Raw genomic sequence first — 15,585 nt, 5'->3', positions numbered from 1 at the left:
AGGACCGTGCCAACCTAACAAGGACCCCCGGCCACGTCCAGTGGCCCAGCGCATGGTTTCTGATTTGCAGTGTCTAAAAATCCGCTGGAAATCCGACAGGTTGTCGCAACCCCTGCTCGCCTGGCTGATGTTCAAACGTCGACGCAAAAGTGGGGCCAACTTCACCCCGAGCATCTGGAGACATACGGGGAGGGCGGCTTTTCACGGAGCCTGGAGACGGAACCGGTCTCCCAGGTAGACGGCCCTCGCGCGGGCCGAGCCGGCGATCTGCGCGGGGGTGCCCTCTTCGAGAATCTGCCCCTGTGCGATGATGTAGGCCCGGTCACAGATGCCCAGGGTGTCCTGGACGTTGTGGTCGGTGATGAGGATGCCCAGGCCCCGCTCGCGCAGCAGGTGGATCTGCCGCTGGAGGTCGCCCACGTTGATGGGGTCCACGCCGGCGAAGGGCTCGTCGAAGAGGATGAAGCGGGGGGCGGGGATGAGGCTGCGGGCGATCTCGGCGCGCCGCCGCTCGCCGCCGGAGAGCGTCTCGCCCCAGGACTCGGCGACGTGGGAGAGGCCGAACTCCTCCAGGAGGGTGTCCGCGCGCTGCTTGCGGTCCTGGGCGGTGAGCCCCTTCTGGAGCTCCAGCACGGCCAGGAAGTTCTCGCGCACCGTGAGCTTGCGGAAGACGGAGGCCTCCTGCGGCAGGTAGCCCACGCCGCGGCGGGCGCGGCGGTGCATGGGCAGGTGGGTGAGGTCCTCGTCGCCCACGCGCACCCGGCCCGCGTCCGGCGTCACCAGGCCCACCACCATGTTGAAGCTGGTCGTCTTGCCGGCGCCGTTGGGGCCCAGCAGGCCCACGACTTCACCGGGGGCGACGTTGAAGGACACGTCCCGCACCACCTGGCGGCGGCGGAAGGTCTTCTGGAGCCCTTCGGCGAAGAGCTTCGCGCCGCTCATGGCGTCGGGCCCGGGGGCTTGGGCGCGGGGGCCTTCCTGCGGGTGCCGGGGACGGAGGTGCTGGACGGGGAGTCCACGAGGATGCGGGCGTTCTCCACCTCCAGGCGCTCGTTGCCCAGGATGAGGCGCACCTTGGTGCCGGTCAGGTAGGTGTTGCCCTGGCGGGCCTCCGGGGAGCCCGTCACCACCAGCACGCCCGAGGGCACGTCGTAGTCGGCGCGCTCGCCCCGGGCCTGCCGGTCGCCGTCCACGGCGCGCACGTTGCCGGCGCACACCACGCGCGTCACCTGGCGGGTGGCGTTGTAGTAGCCGGTCATCTTGTCGCAGCGGATGTCCATGGTCTGGTGCTTCACCACCACGTTGCCGGTGAGCACCGCCTGGTTGCGGTCGCCGGTGACGTGGTCCGCGGACAGGTCCACCGGGTTGCGCAGGCCCGTGGGCGCCAGCGACGTGCCCGGCGCGGGCGGAGGCGCGGCCGGAGTGCCCGCGTCAGGGGCCGCGGGCTTCGCGGCGGGGGCCCCCGGCTTCGCGGCCGGCGTGGCCTGCGCGACGACCGGAGCGCCAGGAGCGGCGGCCTGGGAGGACGCGGGCTGGGCCAGGAACAGCGCCATCACGAGGAACTCAATCACTCCGTCGCTCCACCCAGCACGGCGTGGACCGTGCCCTCGAAGGTGAACGTCTGGTCCGCGGCGGACAGCGTGAAGCGGTCCGCCCGCATCTGGTAGTCCGGGCCCCTCATCGTCACGCCCTCGTCGCCGTGGGCCCGCCGCGCGTCCGAGTCGTAGGTCAGCCGGGGGGTGTTGGCCACCAGGCCCTCCGCCGTCTGGACGACAACCCCGCCCGACCCCACCCACCTCTTGGACGCGAGGCTGCCATCCATATTCGGCGCGGTGATGACGGTGTCGGCGCGCGAGCCGGCGGTCGAGCCCCTGCCGGGCGGCAGGCGCACGACGACCTCGGTGGCCTGCACCTCTCCGCCCGCGCGCCGGTAGAGGACGCGCGAGGCGGTGCCGGAGACCTGGAGCGTGTCGCCCTCGTAGGAGCGCAGGTGCGCGCCCTCCAGCACCACGTCCGGGCGCGGCTCGTTCGCGGCGCCCGGGGCCGGGCGGCGCGGCGAACAGCCGGTGGCGAGGAGTCCCAGGAAGCTCAGGGCAAGCAGGCGCGGCACGAGGCCCTCCTTATCACCGCGCCGGGGCGGACGGTGCGCCGGCGAGGGCCGGGGGAACGTCCTCGGGAGGACGCGTCTTCCAGCGCTGGTGCATCCACACCCACTGTTCGGGGGCGCGGCGGATGGCGGCCTCGATGCGCTGCGACAGCGCGGCGGTGAGCGCCTGCACGGCCGCTTCACGCTCCGTCGCGTCCGGGTGCGGCAGCTCCTCCATGGTGAGCCGGTAGCCCTGGCCGTCCCGCTGGCAGAAGCCCACCACCACGGCCGCGCCGGTGCGCAGCGCCAGGTCCGCCGCGGCGCGCGGGGTGGCCGCCAGCTCCCCGAAGAAGGGCACGAAGACGGACTGCACCTTGGTGTCCTGGTCGATGAGGATGCCCAGGATTTCACCGCTCCGGAGCGCGCGGAGCATGGCCCGGGCCGCGCCCTCCTGGCCGCGCCAGATGCTGCGCACGCCGCCCCTGGCCCGGAAGTCCTCCACCAATGCGGTGAGGCGCGGGTCGCTGGTCTCCTTCGCGATGCTCTGGCTGGGGTAGCCCGCCTTCGCCACGCGCCGGGCGAGCAGCTCCCAGTTGCCCACGTGGCCGGACACGAAGACGACGCCCTTCCCCCTGGCCAGCGCGGCCTCCAGCACCCGGCGGTCCTCGTCCGGCCAGGACACCAGGGACTCCAGCCCGGCGTCCAGCGCCCGCGCGGAGGCGACCTCCAGGGCCGCGGCGGCCAGGTGGCGGAAGGCGTCACGGGCGAGCGCGTCACGCTCCGCCTGGGTCCTCTCCGGGAAGGCGCGGGCCAGCGACTGGAGGGCCTTCCTGCGCTCCCCGCCCGCGAGCGCGTAGGCCCAGCCGCCCAGCGTCATGCCCAGGGCGCGCGCCGTGTCCAGGGGCAGGAACTGGAGCAGGCGCAACATCCCGGCGATGAGCAGGTAGCGCAGGTAACGCTTGAGGCGCTTTGTTAAAGGGGGACGCTCCACGACGCGTCTCCATATCCCATGCGCGAATACAACTTCGACGGCCTCATTGGTCCGACCCACAATTACGCCGGCCTCTCGCCGGGCAACCTGGCGTCACAGCACCACGGCGGCCAGCCCAGCCATCCCCGGGAGGCGGCGCTCCAGGGGCTGGAGAAGATGCGCTTCGTGTCGGAGCTGGGCGTGGGCCAGGCGGTGCTGCCGCCCCAGCCGCGCCCCTCGCTGCGCACCCTGCGGGCCCTGGGCTTCACGGGCTCCGACGAGGAGGTCATCACCCGCGCCGCGCGCGACGCGGAGCACCTCTTGCGCCTCACCTCCAGCGCCTCCGCCATGTGGACGGCGAACGCGGCCACCGTGGCGCCGTCGGCGGACACCGCGGACGGCCGGGTGCACCTGACGCCCGCGAACCTCACGCAGATGTTCCACCGCGCCATCGAGGCGGACACCACGCACGCGGTGCTGCGCGCCATCTTCGCGGACCCGAAGCACTTCCAGGTGCACGCGCCGCTGCCGGGCGCCTCGCACTTCGCGGACGAGGGCGCGGCCAACCACACGCGCCTCTTCACGCCGGGGCACAAGGCCGTGCACCTGCTCGCCTGGGGGCGCAGCGCGTGGCAGGACGTGAAGGGGCCGCAGCGCTTCCCCGCGCGCCAGACGCTGGAGTCCAGCCAGGCCCTGGCGCGGCTGCACCAGTTGGCCCCGGAGCAGGTGCTGCTGCCGCAGCAGCACCCGGACGGCATCGACGCGGGCGCGTTCCACACGGACGTGCTCGCGGTGGGCAACGAGCGCTTCCTCATGCTGCACGCGCTGGCCTTCGTGGACCACCCGAAGCTCCTCCAGACGCTGCGCGAGAAGCTGGGCGACGCGTTCCGCTTCGAGGTCGCGACGGACGCGGAGCTGCCGGTGAAGGACGCCGTGCGCGCCTACCCATTCAACTCGCAGGTGCTGTCGCTGCCGGACGGCTCCATGGCCATCATCGCGCCCATCGAGAGCCGCGAGACGCCCACCGCCCGCGCCTTCCTGGAGCGCGTCGTGGCCGGGGACAACCCGGTGAAGGCGGTGCACTACCTGGACGTCCGGCAGTCCATGAACAACGGCGGCGGCCCGGCGTGCCTGCGCCAGCGCATCTCGCTCACGGACGCGGAGCGCGCCGCCATCACCGCGGACGTCTTCTACTCGCCGGCCCTGCACGAAGGGCTCGCGGCGTGGGTGCGCAAGCACTACCGCGATGTGCTCAAGCCGGAGGACGTGCGCGACCCGCAGCTCGCGCGCGAGACGATGACCGCGCTCGACGAGCTGACGCGCCTGCTCAAGCTGGGCAGCGTGTACGACTTCCAGCAGTGACGTGAGCGGGCCCGCCCGCCTGCCCTCCGGCGCACCCGACGAGGGCAGGCAGCCACGGCCGTTCCGTTCGAGTGGCGAATGGCCGCCTGCGTCGTCCGGACACACCTTGTAGGAGAAGGAGGTGATGTCCCCCATGATTCCGAGTGCCATTCAGAGTTACCTGCGGCGCCATCGCGTCCTCTTCGAACGGTACGCCCACGCCCGGGCGGTGACGGCGACGGAGCTCGTGGACGCCCTCAACGTGCCCGGCGGACGCGTGGCCAAGTCCGTCATCGTGCTGGCCGACCGGCAGCCCTGGATTGTCGTCGTGCCCGCGCTGGCGACCGTGGACCTGCGGCAGGTCCGCCACACGCTTGGCGTGCGCACCGCGCGGCTCGCCGCCGAGTCCGAGTTCGCCGACCACTTCCCCGACTGCGAGACGGGCGCCGAGCCTCCCTTCGGCGAGCTGTACGGCCTGCCCGTCGCGATGGACGAATCCCTGAGCGCCAACGAGCGGCTGCTGTTCCGCGCCGGTTCGCACGAGGAGGCCCTGGAGATGCGCTTCCAGGACTTCGCGCGCCTGGAGTGGCCGCTGGTCGCGTCCTTCATCCAGCCGCTCTCGCGTGAAGAGGAGCGGCGGTACGGAGCGTCCGTGGAGGACTCAGGCGCTCCGGCCTGAGGCCCTCAGGGAGGGGGAGCGTCGCTGACCACCGGTGCCCCCGGCGGGTCCAGCTCCCGCCGCTTGTATGCGTCCTGCAGCGCGCGCTCGCGTTCTTCCAGCCGCGCCGCCCAGGCCTCCCCCTCCGCGCGCCGTGCGTCATCGAGCGGCATGAGGCGCAGGCCTTCGTGCACCGAGCGCGACGCCGCGTCGTAGCGCGACAGCAGCTCCTGCAGCCGGGCCACCGCGAAGTGACTCTCCGGGCCGGGCAGCAGCCCCACGACCGAGCGGCGCTGCTCCAGCGCGCGGGCCAGCAGGCCTTCCTGTTCGAAGCTGTCCGCCTCCAGTGACAGCAGGCGCGCGCGCTGTCGCAGGTCGGTCAGGTACGGCGCCACGGCGGCCAGCGTGTCCCGCGATTGGCGCGTGAGCCCGGCCTCCTGCTGCCGCGTGGACAGCGTGAAGGCCAGCTCCACGTCGTGGGGGAAGCGCTTCACGAGCGCCTCCAGGGACTGGAGCGCCTCCGCGCGCCGGCCCTGCGCACGCCACACGTCCGCGCGCAGCAGGTGCGTGGCCAGTGCGTCCGGGGCGCGCCGCTCCACCTCCGCGCAGGCCGCCTCCGCCGCGGGGAGCTCTCCCTGGGCCAGCCGTCCGCGCGCCTCCTGCATCCACAGCGCGGTGGCTTCGGGCCGGCCCTCGAAGTGCTCACGCGCCCAGACGAGCCATTCGAGCCCCAGCGCGCGACGCGACGGCCCGGCGAGCAGCGCCTCCGCCAGCTCCACCACCTGCCCGGGCGCTTCGGGCGTGAGGGTCTTCAGCTCCTCGACCGTGCGGGCCCGGGGCATCGCCTCGCTGATGAGCACGCGCGTGTCCCCGGCATCGTGCGCGAGCCGGTACTCCAGGAAGGCCTGCTCGCGCCGGCCCAGGTGCAGCAGGGCCCTGGCGGCCACGCGGTGCGCGGGCGCGTCCAGGGGGCGCAGGTACAGCGTGTGATTGACGAAGCCCAGCGCGTCCTTCGCGCCTTCCGCGCCATCCGACACGGAGGCCATCGCCATCAGCCGGTACAGCAGGTAGTCCGCCGGGTGCGCGTCGATGAGCTGGAGTCCCAGCGCTCGCACCTCCGCGCCCGGCGCCCGCGCCGCCACGCGCTCCGCCAGCAGCGCCTCCGCGTCCGCCATCCTCCGCCGTCCCGGCACGAGCGCGACGAGCGTCACGACCGTGAGCCCCGCCGCCAGCGCCAGCGCGGGCCTGACGGGCAGCGTGCCCGTCTTCGTGCGGCGCGCGGCCATGCGCTCGGCCTCACGGGGCCGGGCCACCGCGCCCAGCGCCACCACCACCGCCACCGCGCACGCGGGCAGCTCCAGGCTGAAGTCGAAGAGGTTGTGCAACGCCAGCGCCGCCACGCCGGACAGCGCCGCCAGCTCCACGGGCCCGTGGTCCTCGCGCCGCACGCGCTTCACGAAGGCCCAGAGGGCCAGCCCGAGCAGCAGCAGTCCCGGCACGCCCCACTCCGCCGCCACCTGCAGCACCGCGTTCTCCGGGTGCGTGAAGGTGTTGGGGTTGGGCTCGGTCTGGAAGCGCGGGAAGGCGGTTTCGAACGCGCCGCGCCCCATGCCCAGCACCGGGAACGCGCGGGCCGCGCGGGCCATCATCGGCCAGGGCTCCATCTTGCCGCGGCGCAGGGACTCCACGCCGTCCACGGTGCGCGCCTCCGCCCACAGTTGATCCGCCGCCAGGTACGCGCCCACGGACAGCGTCGCCAGCAGCCCCAGCAGCACCGCCGCGCCCTTGCCCCACGCGGGCCTGGCGGGGGTGCGCGCCTCGCGACGCTGCTTCACCAGCCACGCGGCGAGCAGCACCTGCCCGAAGACGAAGAACACGATGCCCGCGCGAGACAGCGACAGCAGCACGCCCGCGCCGGAGACGAGCGCCGCCATCGCGAAGGGCCACGCGCGCGACCGCGGCTGCTTCGACAGCGCGAGCCCCACCGCCACCGTCGCGCACAGCCCCAGGAAGCCCGCCAGGTGGTTGGGGTTCCCGAACGGCGTCACCAGGGGCGGACGCGCGTGCACGTACGCCCGCAGCCCGAACAGCGCCTCCACGCCGAACAGCGCATGCCCCAGCCCCACCGCCGCCACCGCCGCGCCCGTGAACGCCAGCACCGCGAGCAGCCGCTGCCGCGACGCGCGAGCACGGCACACCTGCACCGCCGCGACGAACGTGAGGAGGTAGGCCGCGTGCTTCGCCAGCTCCCGCCAGGTGGCGGAAGGCTCCAGCGACACCGGCCGCCAACCCGTGAGCCCCAGCGGGACGAGCACGTCCTCGCGCAGCGCCGCGGCCTCCGGGCTCACCCATGCGAGCAGCCCGGGGGGCAGCGGCACGAGCTGCAACGCGCACAGCAGCACCGCGCCCACCAGCGGCGCGGCGAGGAGCGGCACGCGAGGGGTCTCTCCCTGCCGCCGGGCGCCCACGAAGGCCAGCACCGCCGCGGCCCCGGACAGCACGCCCAGCGGCCAGGACACCCAGCGCGCGGCGCCGCCGAGCGCCACCGGGCCCAGCACCACGAGCGCCGCGAGCGCGGCCTCCGCGTAGACGGTGTACCGGGAGACGCGGTGGGAGCCAGGAGCCATGCGCGGCGCGGGAGTATGTCACGCTCCTCGCGGACCTCCGGGGCGTGTCCCCCCGGCCAGCGGACGCGGCGCCTGGACGCCTCCTCCCCTGGCGCGGCCTGCCTCCAGGGCGGGGGCCCGCGAATGAACGGGCCGCCCGGGACACCGCTTGCATCCGGGGAACCATCTGGCATCTTCCCCCGACCCCATGCGTCGCTTCCTGCTCACCGCCGCCGTCCTCTGCGCCTCCCTCTCCGGACTCACCGCGTGCAAGAGCGCTTGCCGCGAGTTGTCCGAGAAGCTCTGCGAGTGCGCCCTGAACTCGGTGGAGAAGCAGGCCTGCCAGCAGCGCGCCGCCGACGAGGAAGGCCGCGTGGAGCCCACCGCCGAGGACGAGATGGTCTGCGAGGCGAGGCTCGACGGCTGCGACTGCCGCGCCATCGAGACCGAAGAGGGCAAGAAGGCCTGCGGCCTCGCCCGCTGAAGGCGCGCTGCCGCGAAGCTCAGGTGCCCGGCACCACGGGCGCCGGAGCCGGCCGCGCGGGCGTGCCATCCACCCACGTCTGGAGCCCTCGCCGCACCCGCGTGCGCCACGGCGTCTCCACCCACCGGTGCACCGCCACCGACGCGGGCACCAGCAACACCAGCAGCACCGCCAGGAAGCGCGTGGGCGACGACAGGTCCACGAACCGCTCCAGCCAGTGCACCAGCTCGCTGACGGGGTACTGCAGCAGGTACAGCGCGTAGCTGGCCCCGCCCAGGTGCACCAGCCACGGCCGCGCCAGCACCTGCCCCAGCGGCCCGCCGCCTCGCGCCAGCCCGTACACCAGCAGCGCCGACGCGGGCGCCAGCAGCGCGTTGTGCATCAGCGGGTACGGAATCCACGCGCCCTGTGAGAAGCCCGCCACCAGCAGCGCCGCGCCCGCCAGCGCCATCACCGCGCCGGAGCGCCGGGACGCCGCCGCCGCCCGCTCCCGCACGAAGACGAGCCCCAGCAGCACGCCCAGCAGGAACTCCGGCAGGCGCGCCAGCGGGTTCAACTTCACCACCGCCAGCCACATGCCGCCGGACGCCGCGTTCAACGGGCCCGGCCCGTCCGGCATCAACACCAGGTAGAGCACCGGCGGCAGCAGCCCCAACAGCCACACACCCACCAGCGCCGCCGTCATGCGCGCGCCCCGGAAGCGCTCCAGCCTCCGGGCCAGCGCGGGGAACACCGCGTAGAAGAACGCCTCCACCGACACGGACCAGGACGGCGGGTTCCAGTACAGCGCCAGCTTCGGCACCCATGACTGGAGCAGCAGCAGCGTGGTGAGCCCCGCCGTGGTCAGCTTCGCCGCGGCCACCGGCACGGTGTTCGCCGCCAGCGAGCCCTGCGCCGTGGGCACCGCCGACAAGAGGAACATCAGGAGGAACACCGGGTAGACGCGCGCCACCCGCGCGCTCCAGAAGGCCCGGGGCGGGGTCTGCATCCCGCCGGCCGCGTCCACGTAGTTGTACGCGAGCACGAAGCCGGACAGGAGGAAGAAGACCCCCACGGACGCATAGCCGGAGGCCACCACCTGCACCATCCACTCCGGCGCCACACCCTGGAGACACGGGGTGCCGAAGTGGAACAACACGACGTGCAGGGCCGCCAGGAAGCGCAGCCCCGTCAGTGCGTCCAGCGAGCCTCCGGACTGCTGCTTCATCTACTTGCGACCGATGCCGAAGTAGGTGAAGCCCTGCTCACGCATGCGCGCGGGCTGGAAGATGTTGCGGCCGTCGAAGACGACCGGCGTCTTCATCAGGGACTTCATGCGCGCGAAGTCCGGGTGGCGGAACTCGTTCCACTCCGTCACCACGAACAGGCCGTCCACGCCCTCCAGCGCGTCGTACGGCAGCTCCGCGTAGCGGATGCGGTCGCCGAAGACGCGCTTCGCCGCGTGCGAGGCCACCGGGTCGTGCGCGATCACCGACGCGCCCTTGCCGATGAGCCCCTCGATGACCTCGATGGAGGGCGCCTCGCGCATGTCGTCCGTCTTCGGCTTGAACGCCAGGCCCCAGACGCCGAACTTCTTGCCCTCCAGCGACCCGTAGTGCTTCACGGCCTTGTTCACGAGCAGCTTCTTCTGCCGCTCGTTGGTGCGCTCCACCGCGCGCAGCAGGTCCAGCTCCAGGCCGTACTCACGCGCCGTCGTCACCAGCGCCTTCACGTCCTTGGGGAAGCAGGAGCCGCCGTAGCCCACGCCGGGGAAGAGGAACGGGTAGCCGATGCGCTTGTCCGCGCCCAGGCCCTTGCGCACGAAGTCCACGTCCGCGCCCACCTTCTCGCAGAGCGCGGAGATGTCGTTCATGAAGGAGATGCGCGTCGCGAGCATCGCGTTGGCCGCGTACTTCGTCAGCTCCGCGGAGCGCGTGTCCATGAACAGGATGGGGTTCTCCGTGCGCACGAACGGCGCGTACAGCTCCCCCATGATGGTCCGGGCGCGCTCCGTGTCCGCGCCAATGACGACGCGGTCCGGCTTGAAGAAGTCGTCCAGCGCGGCGCCTTCCTTGAGGAACTCCGGGTTGGAGACGACGTCGAACTCCACGTCCGTCACCTTCGCGATGGCCTCGCGCACCTTGTCCGCGGTGCCCACCGGCACGGTGCTCTTGTCCACCACCACCGTGTACTGCTTCATCGCGCGGCCCACCGCCTGCGCCGCCGCGAGCACGTACTGGAGATCCGCCTCGCCGCTCTCCCCTTCCGGGGTGCCCACGGCGATGAACACGGCCTGGGCGTTCTGCACGCCTTCGGCCAGGTTCGTGGTGAACGTGAGGCGCTTCTCCTTCACGTTCTTCTTGATGAGCTCCTCCAGACCCGGCTCGTAGATGGGGACCTGTCCATCCTGGAGCATGCGGATCTTCCGCTCGTCGATGTCCACGCACGCGACGTCGTTGCCCGAGTCCGCGAAGCAGGTGCCCGCGACGAGTCCGACGTAACCCGATCCGATAATGGCAATGCGCATTCTTTGAGTGTCCTGGTTTCGACAGGTGGCGTCATGAACTCATACGCCGACCGGAGCACTGAAAGAAAGCCCGGGCACGAAGGACCGCCGAGCGACCAGACAGCCTTATCGCCCCGTGAGGAGACGTCGCAGTCGATCCACACCCCGCAGGGCGGAGGAACGTCCGGGGGTGCTCACCGGACCCACCACGCCCCGGTCCAGCAGCTCACGGGTCGCGCGGCGCAGCGGCGGGAACGCGGCGGTCGCCTGGGCTTCCGCCTCCGGGAACAGCCGCGCCACGATGGCCAGCGACGTGTAGAGGGCGCGCTCCAGGCCGAACGCCTCCGCGCGCGAGAGCAGCACGGGCACCTCCAGCGGGCGCGAGTACACGCCGCCCATCCAGGTGGCGCCGGTGATGAGCTCGCGCAGGTCCACGAACGACAGCCACGGCACGTCATACCCGTGGTGGGCCTGGTCCAGCGCGGTGAGCAGCAGCGCGTCCTCCAGCTCCGGGCGGAAGACGGACTGCCCGTAGACCTTCATGGGTCGGGCGCGCTCGAAGATGCCGGCCAACTGCTCACGTCGGTTCGCGCCCAGCACGTCCGCGTAGATGTGGATGGGGGTGCGGCCGTCGGACACGACGCGCGCGGCGCCGGTGTTCCCCGTGTCCGGCTCCGGGACGAACTCGTGGTTGGACAGGTAGCCGGCGAAGCCGTCCACGTCCATGCGGCGCACCAGCACCTGGATGTCCAGCACGGGCCGGAAGCCCACGTGCGGGTAGAGCGCCTCCGCGAAGGCCGCGCCGCCCAGGAGGAGAATCTTGCGGCCCTCCAGTTGATCCACGATGCGCTTGAAGTGGACCAGCTTCATGACGTTGTCGTTCACGGAGCCGGTGTAGATGGACATCATCCGGTCGCGGGCCCACTCGGGCGCGTCGCCCCCGCCCATCCGGTACTCCAGGTTGTACGCCGCCAGCGGCGCCAGGCCCTGGGAGATGGCCCAGTCGACGTACGCCTCCCACGGCGCGCCCCGCAGCTTGCCGCGCGGGGGCTCGAAGGAGGACAGGACCCGGAACATGTCGAGGAGGCTGGGCGCCATGGTGCGGCACCTTTAATGGGCCGGGCCCGCCCGCCGCAATCACCGTCTTCCAGCGGGCGAGCGGACGGGCCGTGGCGCCCCTGGCTCCGCGCCCGTGGCGGGAGGGGGGCGGGCGCCGCGCAGCCGCCGCAGCGCGTACCGCACCATGGGCCGGGCCCGGGGCGCCAGGGCCAGCTTCGCGGCGACCCACGCCGGCTTGTTCCCCGCCAGCGCCGCGCCCACCAGCCGGGGCCCGGAGAACAGCCGCGTCGCCAGCTCGCGCTGCCACCGGGGCGGTGCGAGCGCCTTGAGCACCCAGGGGGGCACGGGCGCGCCCAGCAGCCGGTGCGCGGCGTCCCACGCGTACCAGACCAGGTGGGGCAGCTCCGTGCGCCGCGCGCGCGTCACCACCCGGTCCCAGTCGAGCCGGGGGTGCGCCCGCGCCAGCAGCTTCAGGTCGAACAGCCAGGCCAGCCGCTGCAGCAGGTGGTTGCTCGCGTGCAGGGACAGGTACACGGCCTCGTCCTCCGGGCACAGGTAGCGCACGGGGTGCCCGTCCAGCGTCGCGTCCACCGCGCGCGCCACCATGGCGTCGCCCTCCAGCGCCAGGCCGTAGCCCGTGAGCGCGCGGTAGTGCAGCTCCACCAGGCCGTCCGGTCCGGTGAGCTCCACGTGGTGCGCGTCGTCCCGGTCCACGTCGCCGGCCTGGGTGGTGAGCCCCATGCCCTCCAGCGCGTGCACGGCGCACAGCACCCGGGCGCGCGGCACCAGCAGGTCCACGTCGTTCGTCGCGCGCTGGAGCGGCTCCGGGTAGAGCCTGCGCGCCAGCCCGTAGCCCTTGAGCAGCACCGGCGTCAGGCCCAGCGCCGCCAGCGCCGTCAGGCTCCGCGTCAGGAGCGACCGCACGCGCATGCCCCGCGCCGCGCTCAGCCGGGCCTCGCGGGTGAGCAGCGCCCCGGCGTCCGGGGTCAGCGTCCAGTCCGCCTTCACGAGCGCGTGCTCGACGAAGCCCGCCAGGCCGTGGCGCACGGCGGCCTTCACCAGCGCGTCACAGTCACCTTCATTCGAGGGCCCGGGGGCGTCCGGCACCTCGGGCCAGGCCTGGAGCAGCGTCAGCAGGGCCGGGGAGTCGCTCATGGGCTCACCGCCGCAGCGCGATGATGCGCTCGGGCTCCGCGGCCTCCAGCGCCACCAACTGCCCCACGCGCTCGGCCACCGCGTCCGCGACCACCTCCAGCGCCAGCTCCTCGTCCCGGTCGATGGCGGCCCGGCCGTCGCGCCACACCAGGCGCAGCGCGCCCAGCAGGGCGTCCTCCTCCTTCACGTCCAGGCGCACCTCCAGCGCGGCCGAGCCGCCCGCGTCCGGGTGCTGCGACTCGAAGACGACGCCCGCGTTCACGTCCTCGTGCGGGCGGCGCAGGCGCAGCTCCAGCGCGGACAGGTTCAGCCCCTGGGCCAGCGGACGGACCGCGCTCCACAGCTCCTGGAACGAGCCGGCCGCGCGCACCGAGGCGGTGACGGAGCGAATCAGCGAGCGCAGCTCCAGGTTGCGGTGGCGCGTCTGGTGGACGGCGCCCATGTGGCGCACGTCCAGGTAGCCCAGCTTGCGCATCAGCACCATGATGACCACGCCGACGCCGCTGAGCAGCAGCGCGCTCTGGAGGCTGTTGGCGAAGTGGAGCGCCAGCGCGGTGACCATGAACAGCGTGCACAGCGCGTAGAGCACCAGCACGGTGGTGCGGTGGGACAACAGCAGGCGGCTCATCAGCCGGTGGTGGATGTGCTCCTTGTCCGCGCTGAACATGGGTCTGCCCAAAAGCGAGCGGCGCACCATGGCCAGCAGCGTGTCCATGATGGGCAGCCCCAGCGCCATCACCGGCACGAGCAGCGCCACCGCGGTGCCGCTCTTCGACGACGTCTTGATGGACACCGCCGCGAGCACGAAGCCCAGGAACATGCTGCCCGTGTCCCCCATGAAGATGGAGGCCGGGTTGAAGTTGAACACCAGGAACCCGAGGATGGCGCCCGCGAGCGACACCATCAGCAGGCACAGCAGCACGTCCCCGCGCATCAGCGCGAGCAGGAAGTGGGTGCCCACGCCGAAGAACGCGACGCCGCCCGCCAGCCCGTCCAACCCGTCGATGAGGTTGAGCGCGTTGATGACGCCCACCACCCACAGCACCGTCAGGGGCAGGCTCAACAGCCCCAGCGTCAGCTCCGCGCCGAAGGGGTTGGCCAGCACTTCAATCCGGAAGCCCAGCGCGTACAGGCCCAGCGCCACCGCGAACTGCACGGAGAACTTCAGCTTCGCGCCCGCGCCCTTGAGGTCGTCGTAGAAGCCCAGCCCCGCGATGATGGCGCCGCCCACGAAGAGGCCGATGATGAGCGACGTCTGCGAGACGAACTGGTCCCCCACGCCCGAGTCCACGAGGAACAGCGCGCACAGCGGCGCGAAGAAGCCGCCCACGATGCCGATGCCGCCCAGCCGCGGGATGGGCCGCACGTGCACCTTGCGGCTGGAGCTCACCTGGTCCAACCAGCCCCACGCCAGCGCACGCTCACGCACGCGCCACGTGAGCACGAGCGCCACGAGGAGCGACACGAGGAAGGCGACGAAGAAGGTGACCATGCGAGAGGAGCGTCCACCCGCATCGTGACGGCCACCGAAGCAGCGCGTCAACGTCCTGGCGTCGCAGGTGCGTCACGATGCGCCTGCCTCCTCGCTGGTACGGGCGGCGATGTCGGGCCAGGTGCGCCCTCCAGGCCTCACATGCGCGGGCCCGCGAGCAGCGCCGCGCCGATGGCGCCGGACAGGTCGCCCAGCTCCGCGATGCGCATCACGGGCTTGCGCTCCGTGATGAACAGGTGCGGGTGCATGGCGTCCTGGAGGTGGCCCATGTAGATGGGGCCCAGGCGGGACCCCAGCCCGCCTCCGATGACGACGGCCTCCAGGTCCAGCAGGTTGATGACGGAGGCGATGGCCGCGCCCAGCATGTCGATGGCCCGCTCGATGAGCCGCGTCGCCAGCGGATCCTTCTGCTTCAGCGCGCTCGCCCAGACGCTGCTGGACAGGCGCGTGCGCTTCTTGTCGCGCATGATGTCGAAGAGCAGGGTCTTCTCCCCCTTCCTCACCGCCGCGCGCGCCTTGCGCTCCATGGACGCGCGCCCCGCGTAGGCCTCCAGGCAGCCGCGCCGGCCGCAGCCGCAGCGTGCGCCGTTGGGCTTCACCACCATGTGGCCAATCTCACCGGCGGAGCCCTGCCCGCGCCACGGCACGCCGTTGAGCACCAGGCCCCCGCCCACGCCCGTGCCCCACCACACGCCCAGCACGGAGCGGTGGTCGCGGCCCGCGCCCAGCTTGTACTCGGCCGCGACGGCCACCTGGACGTCGTTGCCCAGCACCACCTTGCCGCCGCCCATGAGGTCGCCCAGGTCCGCCGCCAGGGGATACGGCGCGTCCCAGCCGCCCGCCACGTTGCTCGTGTGGGAGAGCGTGCCGCGGTTCGCGTCCACCGCCCCGGGCACGCCCACGCCCACGCCCGCGAGCTTCGCGGGCTCGATGCCCACGGCCTGCGCGGCCTCCCCCAGCGTGCCGTAGAGCTCCTTCACCACCTCGCCCGGGCCGCCGGTCGCGGGGGTCGTGTGGCGGGCCCGGCCCAGCACGTCGCCGCGCGCGTCCACGATGACTGCCTCGATCTTCGTGCCGCCCAGGTCGATGCCTCCCCAGATGCGGGCCCTGTCGTTGCGCGCCCCGTTCCCCGCGCGGTGCCCGTTCTTCGCTGACGCGTCGGCCATGTGGTGCCCCTGTGATTCGCGGCACCCGGCGGCCGCTCGCCGCACAATCTGCGCAGCGCGGGGCGCGGCCAGGACCACCATGG

14 protein-coding genes are annotated in these 15,585 nt (G+C 72.7%); 3 read left to right on the top strand and 11 right to left on the bottom strand.

Features of this window, described 5'->3' with window-relative positions; translation table 11 throughout:
- Positions 1-201: 201 nt before the first annotated feature.
- The 4 genes from lptB to K8612_RS15220 are packed head-to-tail and all read right to left on the bottom strand — an operon-like array spanning position 202 to position 3,077.
- On the bottom strand, positions 202-942 hold the full coding sequence (lptB, locus tag K8612_RS15235; RefSeq protein WP_223740706.1) for an LPS export ABC transporter ATP-binding protein: 741 nt from the start codon (positions 940-942) through the stop codon (positions 202-204).
- Positions 939-1,571, bottom strand: a complete 633-nt coding sequence (locus tag K8612_RS15230; protein ID WP_223762791.1) for an LptA/OstA family protein — start codon at positions 1,569-1,571, stop codon at positions 939-941. Before K8612_RS15230 ends, lptB begins: the two co-directional genes overlap by 4 nt.
- A complete protein-coding gene (gene lptC, locus K8612_RS15225) occupies positions 1,568-2,110 on the bottom strand; it encodes an LPS export ABC transporter periplasmic protein LptC (protein ID WP_223762790.1) in 543 nt (180 codons plus the stop codon). Before lptC ends, K8612_RS15230 begins: the two co-directional genes overlap by 4 nt.
- Before the next feature lie 13 nt (positions 2,111-2,123).
- Complete coding sequence (locus K8612_RS15220; RefSeq protein WP_223762789.1) at positions 2,124-3,077, bottom strand: lysophospholipid acyltransferase family protein; 954 nt, start codon at positions 3,075-3,077, stop codon at positions 2,124-2,126.
- A gap of 18 nt (positions 3,078-3,095) precedes the next feature.
- Between K8612_RS15220 and astB the strand changes: the two genes are divergently transcribed.
- Together astB and K8612_RS15210 are read left to right on the top strand one after the other, a co-directional pair.
- Positions 3,096-4,418, top strand: coding sequence for an N-succinylarginine dihydrolase (gene astB, locus K8612_RS15215; protein WP_223762788.1), 1,323 nt, complete (start codon positions 3,096-3,098; stop codon positions 4,416-4,418).
- Positions 4,419-4,551: 133 nt separating this feature from the next.
- Positions 4,552-5,076: an aminoacyl-tRNA deacylase gene (locus tag K8612_RS15210; protein WP_223762787.1), complete on the top strand. Its 525-nt coding sequence runs from the start codon at positions 4,552-4,554 to the stop codon at positions 5,074-5,076.
- 5 nt (positions 5,077-5,081) lie between these two features.
- On the opposite strand, the gene K8612_RS15205 is transcribed toward K8612_RS15210, so the two are convergent.
- Entirely contained in the window at positions 5,082-7,682 is a 2,601-nt protein-coding gene (locus tag K8612_RS15205) for an O-antigen ligase family protein (protein ID WP_223762786.1), read from the bottom strand.
- Between the two features lie 187 nt (positions 7,683-7,869).
- Between K8612_RS15205 and K8612_RS15200 the strand changes: the two genes are divergently transcribed.
- Positions 7,870-8,145: a hypothetical protein gene (locus K8612_RS15200; protein ID WP_223740713.1), complete on the top strand. Its 276-nt coding sequence runs from the start codon at positions 7,870-7,872 to the stop codon at positions 8,143-8,145.
- Between the two features lie 19 nt (positions 8,146-8,164).
- On the opposite strand, the gene K8612_RS15195 is transcribed toward K8612_RS15200, so the two are convergent.
- The 6 genes from K8612_RS15195 to K8612_RS15170 all read right to left on the bottom strand — a co-directional run bounded on the left by K8612_RS15195 (position 8,165) and on the right by K8612_RS15170 (position 15,502).
- Positions 8,165-9,352 (bottom strand): acyltransferase, encoded by a 1,188-nt coding sequence (locus K8612_RS15195; RefSeq protein ID WP_223762785.1) that lies wholly within the window; start codon positions 9,350-9,352, stop codon positions 8,165-8,167.
- Positions 9,353-10,651: a UDP-glucose/GDP-mannose dehydrogenase family protein gene (locus tag K8612_RS15190; RefSeq protein WP_223740715.1), complete on the bottom strand. Its 1,299-nt coding sequence runs from the start codon at positions 10,649-10,651 to the stop codon at positions 9,353-9,355.
- A 105-nt stretch (positions 10,652-10,756) separates the two neighbouring features.
- Positions 10,757-11,728 carry a nucleotidyltransferase family protein gene (locus tag K8612_RS15185; RefSeq protein ID WP_223762784.1) on the bottom strand — a complete coding sequence of 324 codons (972 nt, stop codon included), beginning with the start codon at positions 11,726-11,728 and terminating at the stop codon, positions 10,757-10,759.
- 39 nt (positions 11,729-11,767) lie between these two features.
- Complete coding sequence (locus K8612_RS15180; protein ID WP_223762783.1) at positions 11,768-12,844, bottom strand: nucleotidyltransferase family protein; 1,077 nt, start codon at positions 12,842-12,844, stop codon at positions 11,768-11,770.
- A 4-nt stretch (positions 12,845-12,848) separates the two neighbouring features.
- Positions 12,849-14,336 (bottom strand): MraY family glycosyltransferase, encoded by a 1,488-nt coding sequence (locus K8612_RS15175; RefSeq protein WP_223762782.1) that lies wholly within the window; start codon positions 14,334-14,336, stop codon positions 12,849-12,851.
- A 137-nt stretch (positions 14,337-14,473) separates the two neighbouring features.
- Positions 14,474-15,502 carry an ROK family protein gene (locus K8612_RS15170; RefSeq protein ID WP_223762781.1) on the bottom strand — a complete coding sequence of 343 codons (1,029 nt, stop codon included), beginning with the start codon at positions 15,500-15,502 and terminating at the stop codon, positions 14,474-14,476.
- Positions 15,503-15,585 lie beyond the last annotated feature (83 nt).

The organism is Corallococcus sp. AS-1-6 (assembly GCF_020037015.1).
Classification (GTDB): domain Bacteria; phylum Myxococcota; class Myxococcia; order Myxococcales; family Myxococcaceae; genus Corallococcus.
Note: the sequence above shows the minus strand (reverse complement) of the source record. Positions and strands in the feature narration are given on the sequence as shown.